This window comes from Gottfriedia sp. ABJ_BB2_2 (assembly GCF_055484705.1).
Window position 1 is genome coordinate 1 of the sequence record NZ_JBVFKR010000005.1, and the last position, 20,130, is coordinate 20,130.

Annotated in this window: 17 protein-coding genes; 10 read left to right on the plus strand and 7 right to left on the minus strand. The window is 33.4% G+C overall.

Annotation, left to right across the window (positions count from 1 at the left end):
* Nucleotides 1-334: 334 nt before the first annotated feature.
* From ACX6U0_RS12595 to dnaA, 7 genes are all read right to left on the minus strand, one after another.
* Nucleotides 335-1,375, minus strand: a complete 1,041-nt coding sequence (locus ACX6U0_RS12595; RefSeq protein WP_464960286.1) for an HD-GYP domain-containing protein — start codon at nucleotides 1,373-1,375, stop codon at nucleotides 335-337.
* 86 nt (nucleotides 1,376-1,461) lie between these two features.
* On the minus strand, nucleotides 1,462-3,942 hold the full coding sequence (gene gyrA, locus ACX6U0_RS12600; RefSeq protein ID WP_464960287.1) for a DNA gyrase subunit A: 2,481 nt from the start codon (nucleotides 3,940-3,942) through the stop codon (nucleotides 1,462-1,464).
* 71 nt (nucleotides 3,943-4,013) lie between these two features.
* Nucleotides 4,014-5,933 (minus strand): DNA topoisomerase (ATP-hydrolyzing) subunit B, encoded by a 1,920-nt coding sequence (gene gyrB, locus ACX6U0_RS12605; protein ID WP_464960519.1) that lies wholly within the window; start codon nucleotides 5,931-5,933, stop codon nucleotides 4,014-4,016.
* A gap of 113 nt (nucleotides 5,934-6,046) precedes the next feature.
* On the minus strand, nucleotides 6,047-7,168 hold the full coding sequence (recF, locus tag ACX6U0_RS12610) for a DNA replication/repair protein RecF (RefSeq protein ID WP_464960288.1): 1,122 nt from the start codon (nucleotides 7,166-7,168) through the stop codon (nucleotides 6,047-6,049).
* A gap of 17 nt (nucleotides 7,169-7,185) precedes the next feature.
* Complete coding sequence (gene yaaA, locus ACX6U0_RS12615; protein ID WP_088001666.1) at nucleotides 7,186-7,404, minus strand: S4 domain-containing protein YaaA; 219 nt, start codon at nucleotides 7,402-7,404, stop codon at nucleotides 7,186-7,188.
* Nucleotides 7,405-7,626: 222 nt separating this feature from the next.
* Entirely contained in the window at nucleotides 7,627-8,772 is a 1,146-nt protein-coding gene (gene dnaN / locus ACX6U0_RS12620; protein ID WP_464960289.1) for a DNA polymerase III subunit beta, read from the minus strand.
* Between the two features lie 156 nt (nucleotides 8,773-8,928).
* A complete protein-coding gene (gene dnaA, locus ACX6U0_RS12625) occupies nucleotides 8,929-10,275 on the minus strand; it encodes a chromosomal replication initiator protein DnaA (protein ID WP_464960290.1) in 1,347 nt (448 codons plus the stop codon).
* A gap of 831 nt (nucleotides 10,276-11,106) precedes the next feature.
* On the opposite strand from dnaA, the gene rpmH reads away from it, so the two are divergent.
* The 10 genes from rpmH (at nucleotide 11,107) to ACX6U0_RS12675 (ending at nucleotide 20,078) form a co-directional block, all read left to right on the plus strand.
* Nucleotides 11,107-11,241 carry a 50S ribosomal protein L34 gene (gene rpmH, locus ACX6U0_RS12630; protein ID WP_056467137.1) on the plus strand — a complete coding sequence of 45 codons (135 nt, stop codon included), beginning with the start codon at nucleotides 11,107-11,109 and terminating at the stop codon, nucleotides 11,239-11,241.
* 143 nt (nucleotides 11,242-11,384) lie between these two features.
* Nucleotides 11,385-11,765, plus strand: coding sequence for a ribonuclease P protein component (gene rnpA / locus ACX6U0_RS12635; RefSeq protein ID WP_464960291.1), 381 nt, complete (start codon nucleotides 11,385-11,387; stop codon nucleotides 11,763-11,765).
* A 60-nt stretch (nucleotides 11,766-11,825) separates the two neighbouring features.
* Nucleotides 11,826-12,593: a YidC family membrane integrase SpoIIIJ gene (gene spoIIIJ, locus ACX6U0_RS12640; protein WP_464960520.1), complete on the plus strand. Its 768-nt coding sequence runs from the start codon at nucleotides 11,826-11,828 to the stop codon at nucleotides 12,591-12,593.
* On the plus strand, nucleotides 12,590-13,228 hold the full coding sequence (gene jag, locus ACX6U0_RS12645; RefSeq protein WP_464960292.1) for an RNA-binding cell elongation regulator Jag/EloR: 639 nt from the start codon (nucleotides 12,590-12,592) through the stop codon (nucleotides 13,226-13,228). Before spoIIIJ ends, jag begins: the two co-directional genes overlap by 4 nt.
* 167 nt (nucleotides 13,229-13,395) lie before the next feature.
* Nucleotides 13,396-14,772, plus strand: coding sequence for a tRNA uridine-5-carboxymethylaminomethyl(34) synthesis GTPase MnmE (mnmE, locus tag ACX6U0_RS12650; RefSeq protein ID WP_464960293.1), 1,377 nt, complete (start codon nucleotides 13,396-13,398; stop codon nucleotides 14,770-14,772).
* Between the two features lie 19 nt (nucleotides 14,773-14,791).
* The gene (mnmG, locus tag ACX6U0_RS12655; protein ID WP_464960294.1) at nucleotides 14,792-16,678 is read left to right on the plus strand and encodes a tRNA uridine-5-carboxymethylaminomethyl(34) synthesis enzyme MnmG; all 1,887 of its coding nucleotides are present in this window, start codon (nucleotides 14,792-14,794) and stop codon (nucleotides 16,676-16,678) included.
* Between the two features lie 20 nt (nucleotides 16,679-16,698).
* On the plus strand, nucleotides 16,699-17,418 hold the full coding sequence (gene rsmG, locus ACX6U0_RS12660) for a 16S rRNA (guanine(527)-N(7))-methyltransferase RsmG (protein WP_464960295.1): 720 nt from the start codon (nucleotides 16,699-16,701) through the stop codon (nucleotides 17,416-17,418).
* Nucleotides 17,419-17,503: 85 nt separating this feature from the next.
* A complete protein-coding gene (noc, locus tag ACX6U0_RS12665) occupies nucleotides 17,504-18,355 on the plus strand; it encodes a nucleoid occlusion protein (RefSeq protein WP_464960296.1) in 852 nt (283 codons plus the stop codon).
* Nucleotides 18,356-18,484: 129 nt separating this feature from the next.
* Nucleotides 18,485-19,246, plus strand: coding sequence for a ParA family protein (locus tag ACX6U0_RS12670; protein WP_088001648.1), 762 nt, complete (start codon nucleotides 18,485-18,487; stop codon nucleotides 19,244-19,246).
* Nucleotides 19,239-20,078: a ParB/RepB/Spo0J family partition protein gene (locus ACX6U0_RS12675; protein WP_464960297.1), complete on the plus strand. Its 840-nt coding sequence runs from the start codon at nucleotides 19,239-19,241 to the stop codon at nucleotides 20,076-20,078. The genes ACX6U0_RS12670 and ACX6U0_RS12675 overlap by 8 nt, the downstream gene beginning before the upstream one ends.
* The last annotated feature ends 52 nt before the right edge of the window (nucleotides 20,079-20,130 follow it).

A 20,130-nucleotide genomic window follows, 5' to 3' on the forward strand; every position in this document is an offset into this window, starting at 1 on the left:
TATTAGGCACGCCGCCAGCGTTCGTCCTGAGCCAGGATCAAACTCTCCATAATAGTTAAGTTTAAATCTTGTATTGCTCAAAAAACTAATAATTGACGTTTTACTTCATGTTTTGTTTAGTTTTCAAAGTTCATTTTGTGTCGCTCATTGGCGACTTCTATATAATATCAAAGCTAAAGCTAATGGTCAAGATGTTTTTATAAAATAATTTTAAAAAAATACGTTATTTTCTATTTCAATTTAAAACCCCTTATTTTATAAGGGTTTCTCCGAAAATACGAGACGAAAACAACGCATTTTTTTCATATCATTATTTTATTACTTATAATAATTTCTACTTTAATATTTGTTCTATAAAAATGTTTCGCTCTTTAGCTAGGTCAATTACTCGGTCGCTGTTTTCTTCCTTCACAATTGGTCTTGTTATTTCTCTTTGAGATTGGTATACAATTTTACCTACAGCACCATTAGATAATAAAACCTTATCTCCTAATTGATAATGGATAACAATTTGATTCATTGAATCAATGACAGTTGGATGAAATTTACCGAAGCATTCTTTATTTAAGTGTTCGATAATTTGATAATCATTTAATTCCTCTTTAGAAAATAAAACTTTATTAAAGAAGTAAGCGCTCGCCCCAAGGATCGAAGCATATTCGTTAATATGAGATGCCTTTAACTTTAATGGATAGCCACTTCCATCTAGTCTTTCCTCATGCTGAAGAATAGCTATTTTCATTTGATCTCGTAAGAATTGAACTTTTTCTACCATACGATAACTATGCATTGGATGGTTTTTATAATCAGAACTATTTTCTAATTGTGCAATACTTTTAAAATGATATTTAGCATAGCCTGCATTACAAAGCGCAGCCGAGACACCAACTTGAATAATATCACCTTTTGAATAGTTAAGTTTTTGTGCAATAAGCGTTGAAAGAAGAGTACATAGTAAACTATGGTGAATGATTTTATCTTTATCATCTTTTAAAGTAACATTCGGTCTAGGTATTTTCTTAATCGTTGTATTTTCTATATAGTCGATCAATGGGATTAAGATTTTTCTAAACTCTACAATATTTAGGGGACCCCCAGATTCCCAACTAATAAAGTGAGTACGACACAATTTCATAGCCTCTTGATAAATACTTATAAATTCTAATGAAGTATTATCATTTTTTGACTTTGAAACATTTGATTCATTATTTTGTGCAATATCTACCTCGATTTCGTTTATGAGAAAAGCTCGGATTAAATCAATATCGAAAATTGTTAATTGTTTTCCCGTGTCAACGATAGGAGTTTCTGTATTTGCTAAAACTGGTTTACTTACAACCCAGCCTTCCCTTAACATTTCCGCACGCACTTTCATTAGTAATCCCCCGTATTATTAGTTTAAAAAAGAGAGAACAAATAATTCTGTTCTCTCTTTTCTTGTCATAGGATCAACTTAAAGTATTATTCTTCTGTTGTTTCGATCTCATCTGTTTCTTCAAGTGTAGAAGGATCTTCTTCATCCTCTTTAGCTGCAATAGCGACTGTAGCAACATGACCTTCTTGATCTAGTCTTATTAATTTTACCCCTTGTGTAACTCGTCCAAGTCGAGAAATTTGCTCAATTGGCATACGAATGATTACACCAGACTCAGTAATCAACATTAAATCTTCTTCATCACTTACGCATTTTAAAGAAATCATCTTTCCGTTCTTCTCTGTAACGTTAAGTGTTTTTAGACCTTTACCGCCACGACTTTGAATACGATATTCTTCTTGAGAAGTTCGTTTACCATAACCAAGTTCCGTAACAACTAGAATATCTAAGTGTTCCTCTACTACTTCCATCCCTACAACATAATCATCGTCAGAAAGTGTAATAGCTTTAACACCTGTAGCTGTTCTTCCCATTGATCTTACATCTTCTTCATTAAATCGGATCATCATACCTTTAGAAGTGCCGACAACAATATCTTTCGTTCCATCCGTTAAACGGACTGAAATTACATCATCGTCTTCTCTTAGATTGATTGCGATTAAGCCGTTTGTACGGATATTTGCGAAAGCTGATAATGGAACACGTTTCGAAATACCAAGTTTTGTTGTAAAGAACAGGTACCAATTTTCTAGGAACTCACTAACAGGAATAATAGCATTGATGCTCTCATCTCTTTCAATTCCTAATAAGTTTACAATTGGTAATCCTTTAGCTGTACGACTATACTCTGGGATTTCATATCCTTTTGAACGGTATACTTTACCTTTATTAGTAAAGAATAAAATCGTATCATGTGTCGATGTTGTCAGTAAATGCTCTAGGAAGTCATCTTCGTTTGTACCCATACCTTGTATACCTCGTCCACCTCTACGTTGTGAACGGTACGTAGAAATAGGTAGACGCTTAATATATCCATTATGAGTTAAGCTAACGATAATATTTTCCACTGGTATTAAATCTTCATCTTCTATGATTTCAACACCACCAGGAACAATTGCTGTTCTTCGTTTATCATTATATTGTTCTTTTAATGCTGTTAACTCTTCACGAATGATTTCAAGAACTCTTTCTTCATCAGCAAGAATAGCCTTTAATTCTGCGATTAATTTAATTAACTCTTGATATTCTTCTTCGATTTTCTCACGCTCTAAACCTGTTAAGCGTTGTAATCTCATATCTAAAATTGCTTGTGCTTGCTTTTCTGATAACTTAAAAGTTTCCATTAAACCAATCTTAGCAATTTCTCCTGTTTGAGAAGCTCTAATTAAACTAATAACAGCATCTAAATGGTCTAGTGCTACTTTTAAACCTTCTAAAATATGTGCACGCGCCTCGGCTTTTTCTAATTCAAACTTAGTTCTTCGTTTAATAACGACAATTTGGTGATCTAAGTAATGTTTTAAACAGCTCTTTAGAGATAATACTTTTGGTTCGCCATTTACTAAAGCTAGTAAATTAATACCAAAACTAGTTTGTAATGCAGTTTGTTTATATAAGTTGTTTAAGAGTACATTTGCATTTGCATCTCTTCTAACCTCAATAACAATACGCATACCATTTCTGTCAGATTCATCTCTTAAATCCGTAATACCTTCAATCTTTTTATCGCGAACTAATTCAGCAATTCGTTCAACTAGCTTCGCTTTATTAACTTGATAAGGTAATTCAGAAACAATAATTGTTTGTCTACCATTAGCTTTTTCTTCTATTTCAACTTTTGCTCTTATGATAATTGAGCCTTTTCCTGTTTCATATGCTTTTCTAATACCACTCTTACCTAAAATCATACCTGAAGTAGGGAAGTCTGGTCCTTGAATAAACTCCATTAATTCTTGAGTTGTAATCTCAGGATCCTTACTTAATGCAAGTACCCCATCAATTACTTCACCTAATTGGTGTGGAGGAATATTTGTAGCCATACCAACTGCAATACCTGTTGCTCCGTTCACAAGTAAGTTCGGGAAACGTGCAGGTAATACGATTGGTTCTCTTTCAGATCCATCGTAGTTATCTTGGTAATCTATTGTATTTTTATTAATATCACGGATTAATTCCATTGATATTTTTGACATTCTAGCTTCTGTATAACGCATCGCCGCAGCAGCGTCACCATCCACTGAACCAAAGTTACCATGGCCGTCTACTAACATATAACGGAAGTTAAAATCTTGAGCCATACGAACCATCGTTTCGTAAACCGCTGAGTCACCATGAGGGTGATACTTACCAATTACTTCACCAACGATACGAGCTGATTTTTTATAAGCTTTTTCTGCCGTCATGCCTAAATCATTCATTGCGTATAAAATTCTTCGATGTACAGGTTTTAAACCGTCACGTACATCCGGTAATGCTCGTGAAACAATTACACTCATTGCATAATCTAGGAAGGAATTACGCATTTCATGACTAATATTGATTTCTTTGATTTGTTGATTTTCGTTCAACATCGGCACCTCCCTTTATTTTACGTTTCTATGTAGGAAAAGGAGCATATAGCTCCTTTAATATTTACTTATTAAATATCTAAATTCTTAACATATCTTGCGTTATCTTGAATAAAGTTACGTCTTGGTTCTACTTTTTCACCCATTAATGTTTCGAACGTTTCATCTGCCTCAATTGCATCCTGAAGATTAACTTGAAGTAAAGTTCTCGTTTCAGGATTCATTGTAGTCTCCCATAATTGCTCAGGGTTCATCTCTCCTAAACCTTTATAACGTTGAATAACTGGTTTTGGAACCGCAGATATATTTGAAAGTATCTCTTCCATTTGTCGATCATTATAGGCATACTGAACTTTTTTACCTTGTTGAATTTTATATAATGGTGGTTGAGCAATATAAATATATCCGCTCTCAATTATTTGACGCATATAACGATACAAGAACGTTAACAATAAGGTACGGATATGAGCTCCATCAACATCGGCATCCGTCATCAATATAATTTTGTGATAACGTGCTTTTTCAATATCGAAGTCTTCACCGATTCCTGTACCAAATGCAGTAATCATTGAACGTACTTCATTATTAGATAAAATTTTATCTAAACGTGCTTTTTCTACGTTAATGATTTTTCCACGTAAAGGTAAAATAGCTTGGAAGTGTCGATCACGACCTTGTTTTGCACTTCCTCCCGCTGAGTCACCCTCTACAATATAAATTTCACTTATTGAAGAATCTTTTGATGAACAATCGGCTAATTTCCCAGGCAAACTTGAAACTTCAAGTGCACTTTTTCTTCTTGTTAATTCACGTGCTTTTTTTGCAGCCATACGTGCTCTAGCAGCCATTAAACCTTTTTCTACTATTTTTCGAGCCTCAGTAGGATTTTCTAGTAAGAATTTATCTAACTTCTCACCAAAAACTTGTTCAGTAATTGTACGAACCTCACTATTACCTAGTTTTGTTTTCGTTTGGCCTTCAAATTGAGGATCAGGGTGTTTAATAGATACAATCGCAGTTAAGCCTTCACGTACATCTTCACCAGATAAATTACTATCTTGATCTTTAATTAATCCATTTTTACGGCCGTAATCATTAATTACTCTTGTTAAGGCAGTTTTAAAACCAACTTCATGTGTACCACCTTCATGAGTATTAATATTATTCGTAAATGAATAGATATTACTTGTATAGCTTTCGTTATATTGAAGAGCAATTTCAACAGTTATTCCATCTTTTTCACCAATTACGAAAATCGGTTCTTCATGAATAACTTCTTTTGAACGATTTAAATGCTCTACATAAGATTTGATTCCACCTTCGTAGTGGTAATCTTTCTTTTGTTTGTTCTCTCTACGGTCTTCGATTGTTAAACGCAGACCTCTATTTAAAAATGCTAGTTCTCTTAAACGATTTGCTAACGTATCAAATTCATAAATTGTTGTTTCAGTAAAAATTTCCGCGTCAGGTTTGAAGTGTGTAATCGTACCTGTAATGTCTGATTCACCAACTATACTCATATCAGCTACTGGAACACCTTTGGCAAACTCTTGATAATATATATTTCCATCACGGTGAACATGAACATCTAACTTTGTAGAAAGGGCGTTAACTACAGAAGCACCAACACCATGTAATCCACCTGATACTTTATAACCGCCACCGCCGAATTTACCACCAGCGTGTAGTACTGTCATAATAACTTCTAATGCAGGTCTACCCATTTTTTCATGAATACCTACTGGAATTCCACGACCGTTATCTTTAACTGTAATACTATTATCTTCTTCTATGATGACGTTAATTTCATCACAATAACCCGCTAAAGCCTCATCTATACTATTGTCTACAATTTCCCATACTAAGTGATGCAAACCTTTTCCACTTGTAGATCCGATATACATACCTGGTCGTTTACGAACGGCTTCTAAGCCTTCTAGAACTTGTATTTGATTTTCATCATAATTATGTTCTTGCATTTTCTGATCCATTGTCATGAACACTCACCTACTTTTCTTATTTTACATAAAAGAATTATCAAATTTCAGCTATGCTTTTTAGGCGGCGTAGTAGAAATTTCTAAATAAAAATGTCGAAAATTTACTTAATCAGCATTACTAATAATTGTTCCATGTGAAACATTTATAATGTTTGCTTGCTTTATCGTTTCATGTTGAATGCCGTCGACACTTGTAGTAGTTACAAAAGTTTGCACTTTATTTTGAATAGCATTTAATAAATGAGTTTGACGATAATCGTCTAATTCTGAAAGAACATCATCAAGTAGAAGGATAGGATATTCGCCTACTTCCTCTTTAATTAGTTCAATCTCCGCTAGCTTTAATGAAAGAGCAGTCGTCCGCTGTTGTCCTTGTGACCCAAAAGTCTGGACATTTTTGTCGTTAACCATAAAAACCAAATCATCTCTATGAGGACCAAGCAGTGTAGTACCTCTAGATACCTCACGCTCTTTTTCAGCTTCAAATTGTTTTATGTACTCTTCTTCCATTTTCGTCAAATCTGTTAAATCTGATACATTGATGCTTGGTTTATATATAATTTCTAGTTTTTCAGTCTCTCTAGAAATCTGACTATGAATTGGCGACGCCCAATCTTGTAATAATTTAATAAACGAAATTCGCTTTTCTACTATTTTCACTGCATGTTTTACTAGCTGAGCAGTAAGAACTTCAAGCATTAAATAGTTTCGATCCCGACTCGTTTGTAAGGTTCTAAGTAGTGAATTTCGTTGTTGGAGGATTCTTTGATATTGACTTAATTCATGTAGGTAAACTGGCGATACTTGTCCTAATTCCATATCAAGAAATTTACGACGCACTTGTGGACTACCTTTTACTAAGTGTAAATCCTCTGGAGCGAACATAACGACATTCATTACGCCTATATATTGACTTAACTTCATCTGTTCAAGATGGTTTAGCTTCGCTTTCTTACCTTTCTTTGAGAGGATTAGTTGTAGTGATACATGTTGATTTTTCTTTTGTAACGTACCTTTAATTGTACCATACTCTTCATCCCAACGTATCATTTCTTTATCGTTGCTCGTACGATGCGACTTTGTTAAAGCTAGCACATAGATAGATTCCATTAAATTTGTTTTACCTTGTGCATTTTCTCCAATTATAACATTTACGTTATTTTGGAAATTTAATTCAAGTTGTTCATAATTACGATACTGTTTTAATTGTAAATCTTTAATATACAATGGGATTCCCCCAAAACTTATGAAGTTATAATATACGTACCAATTCCTGTAATAGAAATAGTGTCATTTACAACTAATTTCTTACCTCTTCTATTTTCAGGCTCATTATTTACAAAAATCTCGTGTTCAGATAAAAACCACTTTGCCATTCCGCCTGTATCAATTACACCCGCTAATTTTAAAAATTGTCCAAGTGTAATATATTCAGTATTTATTTTAACTTTTTCATTTTTCATTTTTCATCACCCTCAAATATCCATTTCTTAATTGTACTAAACTTCTAACAGAAAAAAAATAGGAATCCCATATTTTCTATTGCAAGAGTAAAAAGACTGACCTATTTGTACTTTGCACTCTCCAAAAGACAGTTAGTAGAAAAAATATAAATCATTCTACAAAACAAGTGGAGGTTGCTAGTACATTCTATAGGTCAGCCCCTTTTAGGTAGAATTTACTAACTAGTATGTGCGAACAGGTAAAATTAATTGCAATGTTCTTGAATCATTAACCGTACGGATTAAAAATGGTCTCATTGCTCCTGTAAACTGAATATAAATTTCAGGACTTTCAATGGCCTTTAATGCATCCATTACATATTTCGCACTAAATGATATTTTTAACTCTTCACCCTTAATATCCTCACAAGCAATCTCATCAACGACTTTTCCGATTTCCGGAGAATAAGAAGAAATATTTACAAGTGTATTACCTTTTGTTTCTAAGTGTACAACATTGTTTCTACCTTCTCTTGCAAGTAGAGAAGCACGATCAATCGCTTGTAAAAACTCTTTTGTCATTACAGTTAGTTCGGTTTTGCTTTCACTTGGAATCAATTTTGAAGTATCAGGATAATTTCCTTCAAGTAATCTCGTAAAGAACAAAATATGCTTTGTTTTAAATAATGCTTGGTGTTCAGTTAAAACGATATCAACTTTTTCATTGCTATCATCAAGAATTTTACTTAATTCATTTAAACTTTTTCCTGGGATTACGACACTTGCTTTAAACTCACTTGATAAAGCATTGTTGTCAATTTTAGCTTGTCTTAAAGCTAAGCGGTGACTATCAGTAGCAATACAAGTTAGTTCTCCATTTTCTATCTTCCAATTTACACCTGTTAAAATTGGTCTTGTTTCAGATGTAGATACTGCGAAAACAGTTTGACGAATCATAAATTTAAGTAAATCTGCAGAAATAGAAATTGTTTCATGTTCTTCAATTTGTGGAAGTAATGGATACTCCTCTGCATCAAAGCCATTTAAACTAAATTCTGTTTTTCCTGCTCTTATAGTTGTTACATAATGACTGTCTGATTCTAATTCCACAAAATCAGCAGGTAATTTTTTTACAATATCACTAAAATATCTAGCGTTAAGTACGATACTTCCTGGTTGTTTCACATCTACTAATTGTTGGTCGTCTACAATAGTTGGTAGATAAGATTCAATAGAAATATCTGAATCACTACCTGTTAAAGTAAGACCTTCATTTGTAACAACTAATTTTATACCCGTTAAGATTGGAATTGTTGTTCTAGATGAAACAGCTCTCATTACATCTTGTACAGCTTTAACAAGATGATCTTTTTGTACTGTAAATTTCATTTTTTGTACTCCTTATATATTTTATAAAATAATATAGTAATAGTAGTAGGGCCTGTTAATTTGTGGATAACCCTAATTTAGTAAAGAAAAATAAGTCTATCAACATGTGGATAGACTGTGTAAAAAAACTAGAAAGTTATGCACAGCTTCAAGTATCTACTGATTTAATTTTTCATTAATCTCTTTAATTTGAGATTGAAGTTGTGAGTCAGTTTCTACCAATTTCGATATCTTTTCATGTGCATGAATAACTGTTGTATGATCTCTACCACCAAACTCTTCTCCAATTTTAGGTAAGGAATGGTCTGTAAGCTCTCTAGATAGATACATTGCTACTTGCCTAGGAAATGCTACTGATTTAGTACGCTTCTTGGCTTTAAAGTCCTCTAATTTAATATTAAAAAACTCTCCCACAGTACGTTGGATATCATGTATTGATAAGGTTTTCGGTTTTGAAGACGTAATTAAATTCTTTAATGCCTCTGCAGCAACACTAGCATTAATATCTTTATTAATTAATGAAGAATAGGCTACAACACGTATCAATGCACCTTCTAATTCTCGAATATTCGTATCAATTTGATTTGCAATATATAACATGACTTCATTTGGTATATCTAAACCCTCTGCTTTTGCCTTTTTGCGCAAAATGGCAATCCTTGTTTCTAAGTCAGGAGGTGTAATATCTGTTATTAAGCCCCATTCAAATCGTGAGCGAAGACGATCTTCTAGTGTAGGAATTTCTTTAGGTGGTCGGTCACTTGAAATGACAATTTGCTTACTTTCTTCATGTAGAGTATTAAAAGTATGGAAAAATTCTTCTTGTGTTTGTTCTTTTCCTGCTAAAAATTGAATATCATCAATAAGTAGGACATCTACATTACGGTATTTGTTTCTAAATTCAATAGCTTTGTTATCACGAATTGAGTTAATGAATTCATTCGTGAATTTTTCAGAAGATAGATAAACGACTTTTGCATTTGGATTATGCTCAAGTACATAATGCCCAATCGCATGCATTAAGTGGGTTTTACCTAATCCTACTCCCCCATAAATAAATAAAGGGTTATATGCTTTTGCTGGCGCTTCAGCAACAGCTAATGAAGCTGCATGTGCAAAACGATTACCAGATCCAATTACGAAAGTATCAAAAGTATATTTTGGATTTAACATACTTTGTCCGAATTCAACTGGTTCATCATATTTAACCTTTTCTTTAACTGCTGGAATATTCATTTCTATTTCTTCAATATGGTTTTGAGGAAGGATGAACTTAATTTCTAATTCTGCTCCAGTAATTTCTAAAACTGTATCCATGATTAAAGAAGAATACTTTGATTCTAGCCAATCACGTGCAAACTCATTAGGCGCAATAATGGTTAATATATCATTTTTTAATGAGAATGCTTTTGTTGATTTTAACCATGTTTCGAAGCTTGGCTTGCTTATCTTTTTCTCTATTTCTGATAGAACCCTGGACCAAAGATCCCCTATATTCTCCAAAGAATAATCCCTCCTTACAAGACGTGTATAAGTTTTGTACAAGCACTATATTCAAACTGTAATTTTTATACATTTCGTTGTATATGCCTTAATTCAATTATCTTCAAAATTCCACTTTATTTGACAGTATTCACCTATGTGGATAACTTTAAATAAGCATAAGTGTAAAACCTGTCCACAAGTTATTAACAGTTGTGGACAATTAAATATTAAAATCGACTTGTCCATAAGAGGAAAACAAATTAATGATATCAAAAAACTTTAGGTATTTCAATGAGTAGTTCATGTTATCCACATGCTAATCCACCTGTTAAAGAAAATTGTCCACAGAAAAGTAGCTTGTGCAAAACTTGTCAATAAGTGTTGTGAGTAAAAATTTTGTTGATAAATCTTATCCACAACGTATTTAACAATTTTATAAAAAGGGAATGTAATCAATTTTTAGTTATTTTTTTATACATTAAAATTGAGATGAAAAAAATCTTTCGACACTCTCGTTTACAGATGATTAATTTGTTTATAAATACGCTGAGAGGAAAAGATAGAAGTAAAAGTTTATTCTTTTAAGTAATCTGATAATGAACAATTTATTAAGTAGTTAATTGGAGATATAATGTCAGGGAACTTGAACAGAATGACAAAACTTTTTTAGAGTACTTATATAAAGAAAGAAAAATTTTAAACATGAAAACGTATGGAATCAGTCATTCTTCTATATATAATTGTAAAAAATAAAGATGATTTAATATCTTACATTGACATAATGACCATTTATTCTTTATAATTTATTGGACTGTCTATTACAGTAATTCCTCAGGGAGGTGTCATATAATGAAAAGAACATTTCAACCAAACAAACGTAAACGCAGTAAAGTACATGGTTTCCGTAGCCGTATGAGCACTGCCAATGGACGTAAAGTTCTAGCTGCTCGTCGTCGTAAAGGTAGAAAAGTATTATCTGCGTAGGCCACTGTCAACAGTGGTCTTTTTCGCTAATTAGAAGGCCTTTTTTTGCTTTAAATGTCACATTTTGTAAGTAAAAAAGGCCTCATTTTTTATGAAAATATTGGTATGATAATTGAAGGAATCTTTAGAGGTGTCAGTAAAACATGAACAAGAAAAACAGAATAAAAAAGAACGAAGATTTTAGTCGCGTTTTTCGAGAGGGTACATCTACTGCGAACCGACAATTCGTAATCTATACATTAAGGAAAGAAGATCAACAGCAATTCCGAATCGGATTATCTGTAAGCAAGAAGTTAGGTAATGCCGTAGTAAGAAATCATATAAAGCGCTATATTAGACAAGCTCTCCATGAACTTAGCGATGATCTTCAATTAGAAATGGATTATGTAGTGATCGCTAGAAAACCATGTACTGAACTACCTTTTAATGAATTTAAAAAAAGTTTAATTCACGTATTAAAAAGGGCAGAAGCGCTGAAAAATCGTGATTCAAAACATAAAACAGATAAAAAACAAATTAAGTAATTACATATTTAATTGTAACAACTTAAAGGAGGAACTAGTTTGAAAACTAAGAAGTATCAAATGCTAGTTGCAATTCTTTTCTTAGTAGTAGTGTTAGCTGGATGTTCACAAACAAACCAAGCAATCACACCTGAAAGTACTGGGATATGGAATCAGTATTTCGTTTATCCGTTATCTTGGTTGATTACAGAGGTAGCTAAAATTTTCGGTGGTAGCTACGGTATGGCAATTATCATCGTAACAATTTTAATTCGTTTAGCATTATTACCATTAATGATCAAACAAATTAAAAGTACGAAAGCAATGCAAGCGATTCAACCTGAAATGTTAAAGCTTAGAGAAAAATATTCTTCTAAAGATCAAAAAACAGTTCAAAAATTAAATGAAGAAACAATGAAATTGTACCAACAGCATGGTGTTAACCCACTATCTGGTTGTTTACCAATTTTCATTCAAATGCCAATATTAATTGCTTTCTACCATGCAATTATGAGAACAATGGAAATTAAAGCACATGATTTCTTATGGTTCCAATTAGGTCAACCGGATCCGATTTATGCATTACCGATAATCGCAGGGATCACTACATTTATCCAACAGAAAGTATCAATGAATACTACTACAATGGCAGGTCCTGCGGCGCAACAAATGAAAATTATGCTTTATGTTATGCCGATCATGATCTTAGTATTTGCAATTAACTTACCTTCAGCATTAGCACTTTACTGGGTAGTTGGTAATACATTTATGATCATTCAAACATTACTTGTAAATAGAACTGGTAACACACCAGATCCAAAAAACAATGTAGGAGGGGCTAGTAAGTGAGAGAAGTAACTGCTACTGGTCAAACAATCGAACAAGCAGTTCAAAATGCACTTCAGCAACTTAGTTCAACAAAAGAAGAAGTAGATATCGAAGTATTAGAAGATGGGAAAAAAGGATTTTTGGGATTTGGTTCAAAGCCAGCTAAAGTATTAGTTATTAAAAAGAAGACTTTAGTAGAAAAAGCTTTTGATTATATTTCAAATATCGTTATATGTTTAGATGAAACAGCCCACATCGATTACGACTTTCAAGATAAAAAAGAGCCATCTCTTTCATTTACAATAAAAGGTGATAAAGTCGCTCTTATTATCGGGAAAAGAGGCAATACTTTAAATGCACTTCAGTTTTTAGTGCAAACTTATGTAAACCGTCATTCAAAGCAATTAATTCATGTTGTAGTTGATGCTGAGAATTATCGATTAAAACGTAAAGAATCACTAGAAATATTAGCAAAAAAGGCCGCACAGACAGTTTTAAAAACAAGAAAGGCTGTTTCGTTAGAGCCAATGCCTTCTTTTGAAAGAAAGATAATTCACCATGTACTGACTGACATGCCAAATATTGCTACTAAGTCAGTTGGACAAGATCCATATCGTCAATTAGTAATTGATATCAAAAAACCAATTAAGGACTAACCTTAGTTGGTTTTTTTGATGCTTGCTCTTTTAGGCATTTAAGTTTACTTGTACTTTCGTAGGGTTATAATATAAAAACATTCAATTATAAAATTCTTTATGCTATGCTATAGGTTTAGAAGTAACATGTTATCTTTTATATAACATGCTCTAGAGGTGATATTCTAATGGAATTTGATACAATTACAGCGATATCGACACCTAAAGGCGAAGGTGCAATTGCCATCGTTCGATTAAGTGGAGACGAGGCTGTTCAAATAGCTAATAAACTGTTTAAAGAAAAAGATTTAAATAGAGTAGATTCACATACAATTCATTATGGTCATTTAGTAGATCCTAGTACTGAAACAGTAGTGGAAGAAGTAATGGTTTCGGTATTAAGAGCTCCAAAAACATTTACTCGTGAAGATGTAGTAGAAATCAATTGTCATGGTGGAATCTATTCTGTTAATAAAGTACTAGAATTAGTACTGTCATCAGGTGCTAGACTAGCCGAGCCCGGTGAATTTACGAAAAGGGCATTTCTAAATGGACGTATTGATTTATCACAGGCTGAAGCAGTGATGGATTTAATTCGTTCAAAAACTGATCGAGCGATGGCAATTGCCATGAACCAAGTTGAGGGTCGACTTTCTAAGATGGTTAATGGACTGCGACAAACACTTTTAGAAATTCTTGCTCATATTGAAGTGAATATTGATTATCCCGAATATGATGATGTTGAAGAAATGACGAATACAGTATTAATTGAAAAAGCAAAAACAGTTCAAATTGAAATTCAAAGACTTCTTGAAACATCAAAACAGGGAAAAATCTTACGTGAAGGGCTATCTACTGTTATTATTGGCAGACCGAATGTTGGTAAGTCCTCTCTATTAAATACGCTTGTGCAAGAAAGTAAGGCAATCGTTACTGATATTCCTGGTACTACAAGGGATGTAATTGAAGAATATGTAAATGTTAAGGGTGTTCCACTCCGTTTAATTGATACAGCTGGTATTCGAGAAACAAAAGACGTTGTAGAAGCAATTGGAGTAGAACGTTCGAAAAAAGTATTACATTTAGCCGATCTGGTATTGTTTGTTTTAAATAATAATGAGCAACTTACTGAAGAGGATCGTGTTTTATATAAACAAATGAGCGATAAAGATGTAATCGTCATCATAAACAAAACAGATTTACCACAAAATCTTGATATAGAAGAAGTAAAGCAATTAGTTGGTAATGCTACAATTGTAACGACTTCTTTAAAAGAAGAACAAGGTATTGAAGATCTTGAGAAAGCGATTGCTGCTTTATATTTTGAAGGGCAAATTGAGGCTCAAGATTTAACCTATTTATCAAATGCTAGACATATCGCATTATTAAAGCAAGCGGAATCGACGATTAATGATGCTACCGAGGCAATGAGAAATGGAATGCCGATTGATTTAGTTCAAATAGACTTAACAAGAGCGTGGGAATTGTTAGGTGAAATTATTGGAGATACAGTACAGGAAAGTTTAATAAACCAATTGTTTTCTCAATTCTGTTTAGGGAAATAAAGGGTTAGGAGGAAGTTACATGAGTTTTGAAGCAGGCAATTATGATGTAATTGTTATTGGCGCTGGTCATGCTGGTTGTGAGGCAGGACTTGCAGCTGCTCGTATGGGTGCAAAAACGTTAATGCTGACGATTAATTTAGATATGGTAGCATTTATGCCGTGTAACCCTTCAGTAGGAGGACCTGCTAAAGGGATTGTTGTACGTGAAATTGATGCACTTGGTGGGGAAATGGGTAGAAATATTGATAAAACTCATATCCAAATGAGAATGTTAAACACAGGGAAAGGCCCTGCAGTACGTGCATTACGTGCTCAAGCGGATAAATTCGCGTATCAGCACGAATTGAAAAAGACGATTGAGAATACTGAACACCTTACTTTAAAGCAAGGATTAGTTGAAAAACTTATAATCGAAGACGGTGTTTGTACGGGTGTCATTACGCAAACAGGTGCCATTTATCGTTCTAAAACAGTTGTTATTACGACTGGTACTTTTTTACGTGGTGAAATAATTGTAGGTGAATTAAAATATTCTAGTGGACCTAATAATCAGCAACCAGCAATCAAGCTTTCTGAGCACTTAGAGGAACTAGGTATTGAGCTTGTACGTTTTAAAACAGGTACACCGCCTCGTGTAAATAGTCATAGTATCGATTATTCGAAAACAGAAATACAACCTGGAGATGATGTTCCACGTGCTTTTTCTTATGAGACAGAAGCTATTGAAACAGATCAAATTCCTTGTTGGTTAACATATACGAGTGAAAACACTCATCAAATTATTGACGATAACCTTCACCGTTCACCGATGTACTCTGGTATGATTAAAGGAACTGGACCGCGTTACTGTCCTTCTATTGAAGATAAAGTAGTTCGCTTCAACGATAAACCAAGACATCAAATCTTCTTAGAGCCTGAAGGAAGAAACACACAGGAAGTTTATGTTCAAGGTCTTTCTACAAGCTTACCAGAGGATGTACAAGAGAAAATGCTTCGATCAATTGCAGGGTTAGAAAATGTTCAAATGATGAGAACTGGTTATGCAATTGAGTATGATGCGATTGTACCAACCCAATTATGGCCAACATTAGAAATTAAACATATAAAAAATCTTTATACAGCGGGACAAATTAATGGTACTTCAGGATATGAAGAAGCTGCTGGCCAAGGATTAATTGCAGGAATTAATGCAGCTTGTCGTTCATTAGATAAAAAAGAACTGATTTTAGATCGTTCTGAAGCCTATATTGGTGTTCTTATTGACGACTTAGTAACGAAGGGGACAAATGAACCTTATCGTTTACTTACTTCTAGAGCGGAATACAGATTATTACTTCGCCATGATAATGCTGATTTAAGACTGACGAAAATAGGGCATGAGTTAGGCTTAATTTCTGATGACAGATTTGCAGATTTCGAACAAAAGAAAGCTCAAATTGAAGAAGAAATTAGTCGTTTAAAATCAACTCAGTTAAGACCAACTGAGCAAGTTCAAGGTTTAATCGCAGAAGTTGGTGGTAGTGAATTAAAAGATGGGATCAAAGCGGCAGATTTATTACGTCGACCTGAAATGAACTATGAACATATACACGTCCTTTCTCCTTCTGAAAAGGATTTACATCCAGATGTAAAAGAACAGGTTGAAATTCAAATTAAGTATGAAGGATATATTGAAAAATCATTAAATCAAGTAGAACGTATGAAGAAAATGGATTTAAAGAAAATCCCTGAAAATATCGATTACCAAGCAATTAATGGTCTAGCGACAGAAGCGAGACAAAAACTTGAACAAGTACGTCCACTATCGGTTGGGCAAGCATCACGTATATCCGGAGTAAACCCAGCAGATATTTCAATTCTACTTGTTTATTTAGAACAAGGAAAAATTGCAAGAATATCGAACTAATATAGATAGGGGAATTACTAGTGAACAAAGAACAATTTATTGCTGCACTAAAAGAAAAAGGCATTCATTTATCTGATTTCCAATTAAAACAATTTGATATATACTTTCACACGCTAGTTGAATGGAATAATAAAATGAATTTAACTGCTATTACAGGGGAAGAAGAAGTATATTTGAAACATTTTTATGATTCAATCAGTGCCTCCTTCTACTTTGATTTTTCAAATGAGATGACATTATGTGATATTGGTGCCGGAGCAGGTTTTCCTTCTATTCCCATTAAAATATGTTTCCCTTCTATCCGATTAACAATAGTAGACTCTTTACAAAAGAGAATTTCATTTTTGAATCATCTAGCTACTGAATTAAAATTAGAAAATGTTGCATTCCATCATGATCGCGCAGAAACATTTGCTAAAAAAGAAGGAATGAGAGAATCTTTTGATGTTGTTACAGCTAGAGCTGTTGCTAGAATGTCAGTATTAAGTGAATTATGCTTGCCACTTGTTAAACCTAATGGACATTTTGTTGCTTTAAAGGGTGCTGCTGGTCAAGATGAGTTAGATAAAGCAGATTATGCAATTAAAACACTTGGTGCTGAAGTAAAAGCGATTAATCATTTTGTTCTTCCTGGGGAAGATAGTGAACGAAATATTGTTATAGTAGAAAAGAAACGTAAAACGCCAAACAAGTACCCACGTAAGCCTGGTACTCCTGGTAAAGAACCATTAGAAAAATAATTTTATAAACTAACAAATGTTTCACGTGAAACATTTGTTAGATTTAATTTGTTGTGAACGAAATTCTAAAAGGGTGGGAATCACATTGAAAAGCACTTTATCGAAGTTATTTGGCTTGTCAGAAAAAGAAATAAGTGATGATGTCCAAGACTCAGTTACAAGTAATGAAGTTATACGTCAAATTCCGGTATCTGATATCGTTCCAAATCAGTACCAACCAAGAACTTTTTTTGATGATGAAAAAATAAAGGAATTGGCATTAACGATTAGAACGCATGGTATAATCCAACCAATCGTTGTTAGAGAAATCCAGCCTAACTTTTACGAGATTATTGCAGGTGAACGCCGTTTTAGAGCGGTATCATCATTAGGTTGGGACACAATCCCTGCAATTGTAAAAACCTTTAATGATACTGAAACCGCTTCTGTTGCACTGATTGAAAATCTGCAACGTGAAGAACTGTCTCCATTTGAAGAAGCTGTTGCATATCAAAAGTTAATCGATTTACATAATCTTACGCAAGAAGCACTGGCTCAGCGTTTAGGTAAAGGGCAATCTACAGTTGCTAATAAGTTAAGACTGTTAAAATTGCCTGAAGAGATTCAACAAGCTCTGCTAGATAAGTCAATTACAGAGCGACACGCTAGAGCTCTTATACCATTAAAGCTACCTCAGCTTCAAATCAGCTTATTGCAAGAAATTGTAGAAAAACAATTGAATGTTAAGCAAACTGAAGACCGTGTAGTTGCTTTGCTTACCGAGAAAAAGCCAAAAGCACGTCCTAAAATAAAAGCAATAAGTAAAGATATTAGAATAGCAATGAATACGATTCGTGAATCATTACAAATGGTAACGAAAACCGGTATGGATATTGATAGTCAAGAAGAAGAACATGATGATTACTATCAAATTACAATTAAAATTCCTAAAAAATAATGATTAAATTCACCTCTTCCAAAGTGGTGAATTTTTTTTGTTCATTTTTAAATCTAAACACAATGATGATTGTATTCGTGATAGAATAGAAAATAAGAATTGTTTGTTGTGGAAGGAGTAGATTACGTAGTGGTTAAGGTAATCTCGATTGCAAATCAAAAAGGTGGTGTTGGTAAGACAACAACATCAGTTAATTTAAGTGCTTGTTTAGCACATTTAGGAAAAAAAGTATTATTAGTTGATATAGATCCTCAAGGTAACGCTACTAGTGGAATTGGTATTGAAAAGGCAGATGTAAATCAGTGTGTGTACAATGTATTAGTTGATGATGTCGAAGCAAAAAGTGTGATTATAAGCACCGCAATTCCTAATTTTGATATTATTCCAGCAACAATTCAACTTGCTGGAGCGGAAATCGAATTAGTCCCTACTATCTCTAGAGAAGTACGTTTAAAACGTGCATTAGATACTGTAAAAGGAAACTATGATTACATATTAATAGATTGTCCTCCATCTCTAGGTTTATTAACACTAAATTCACTTACAGCTTCTGACTCAATTATTATTCCAGTACAATGCGAGTACTATGCTTTAGAAGGATTAAGTCAACTATTAAGCACAGTAAGATTAGTGCAAAAACATTTAAACAAGAATTTAGCAATTGAAGGCGTATTGCTTACTATGCTGGATGCTCGTACAAATTTAGGTATCCAAGTAATTGAAGAAGTGAAAAAATATTTTCAAGATAGAGTTTATAAATCAATTATTCCAAGAAACGTCCGTTTAAGTGAAGCGCCAAGTCACGGCAAACCGATCATTACATATGATCCAAAGTCTAGAGGTGCAGAAGTATATCTCGAACTAGCAAAGGAAGTGATTGATAATGGCTAAAGGTTTAGGCAAAGGCATCGGAGCATTTTTTCAAGATATGGATAATCCAAATGAAGAAATCGTTCAAGAAATATCACTAAAAGAACTTAGACCAAATCCTTACCAACCTCGAAAAATATTTGATGAAACTGCAATGCAAGAATTAACGCAATCTGTTTTAGAACATGGGATTCTTCAACCTATTATTGCTAGGAAAAGCATTAAAGGCTATCAAATCGTAGCTGGTGAAAGACGTTATCGCGCTGCGAAAGCTGCTGGATTAAACACTGTTCCAGTCATTGTTAGAGAATTGACTGAAGAACAAATGATGGAACTAGCAGTACTTGAAAACTTACAAAGAGATGATTTAAATCCTTTGGAGGAAGCTGAGGCTTACCAGTCATTAATTGAACAATTACATTTAACACAAGAACAACTTGCTAAAAAACTAGGTAAAAGTAGACCACATATAGCGAACTATCTTAGAATCCTGACTTTACCTAACTCTGTTCAGAAAATGGTTGAGACTGGTACACTCTCTATGGGGCACGGTAGAGCTTTATTAGGTCTTAAACGTAAAGGTTTAATTGAGGGAACTGCTTTAAAGGTTGTTGAAAAGAATCTTAGTGTCAGAGAAGTAGAAACATTAGTTAACGAATTAAATGATAATGTTTCACGTGAAACACAAAAGAAAATTCCTAATAAGAATATATTCTTCAGTGAATATGAGGATGTTTTACAAGAGAAATTTGGTACATCTGTAAAAATTAAATCCACAAAAGATAAAGGGAAAATTGAAATCCAATTCTTTAATAAAGAGGATTTAGAACGAATCCTATCTATCATTAAATAAATAATGTATACGGACTATAGTTTGTAAGTTACATACAAATTATAGTCCTTTT

Bases quoted from the DNA above. Each gene is read 5' to 3' on its own strand.
- yaaA (WP_088001666.1), bottom strand. From the start codon at position 7,404: ATGAAAAATGAAAAAGTTAAAATAAATACTGAATATATTACACTTGGA.
- ACX6U0_RS12675 (WP_464960297.1), top strand. From the start codon at position 19,239: ATGGCTAAAGGTTTAGGCAAAGGCATCGGAGCATTTTTTCAAGATATG.
- dnaN (WP_464960289.1), bottom strand. From the start codon at position 8,772: ATGAAATTTACAGTACAAAAAGATCATCTTGTTAAAGCTGTACAAGAT.
- spoIIIJ (WP_464960520.1), top strand. From the start codon at position 11,826: ATGCTAGTTGCAATTCTTTTCTTAGTAGTAGTGTTAGCTGGATGTTCA.
- rpmH (WP_056467137.1), top strand. From the start codon at position 11,107: ATGAAAAGAACATTTCAACCAAACAAACGTAAACGCAGTAAAGTACAT.
- mnmG (WP_464960294.1), top strand. From the start codon at position 14,792: ATGAGTTTTGAAGCAGGCAATTATGATGTAATTGTTATTGGCGCTGGT.
- rnpA (WP_464960291.1), top strand. From the start codon at position 11,385: ATGAACAAGAAAAACAGAATAAAAAAGAACGAAGATTTTAGTCGCGTT.
- ACX6U0_RS12595 (WP_464960286.1), bottom strand. From the start codon at position 1,375: ATGAAAGTGCGTGCGGAAATGTTAAGGGAAGGCTGGGTTGTAAGTAAA.
- mnmE (WP_464960293.1), top strand. From the start codon at position 13,396: ATGGAATTTGATACAATTACAGCGATATCGACACCTAAAGGCGAAGGT.
- gyrB (WP_464960519.1), bottom strand. From the start codon at position 5,933: ATGGATCAGAAAATGCAAGAACATAATTATGATGAAAATCAAATACAA.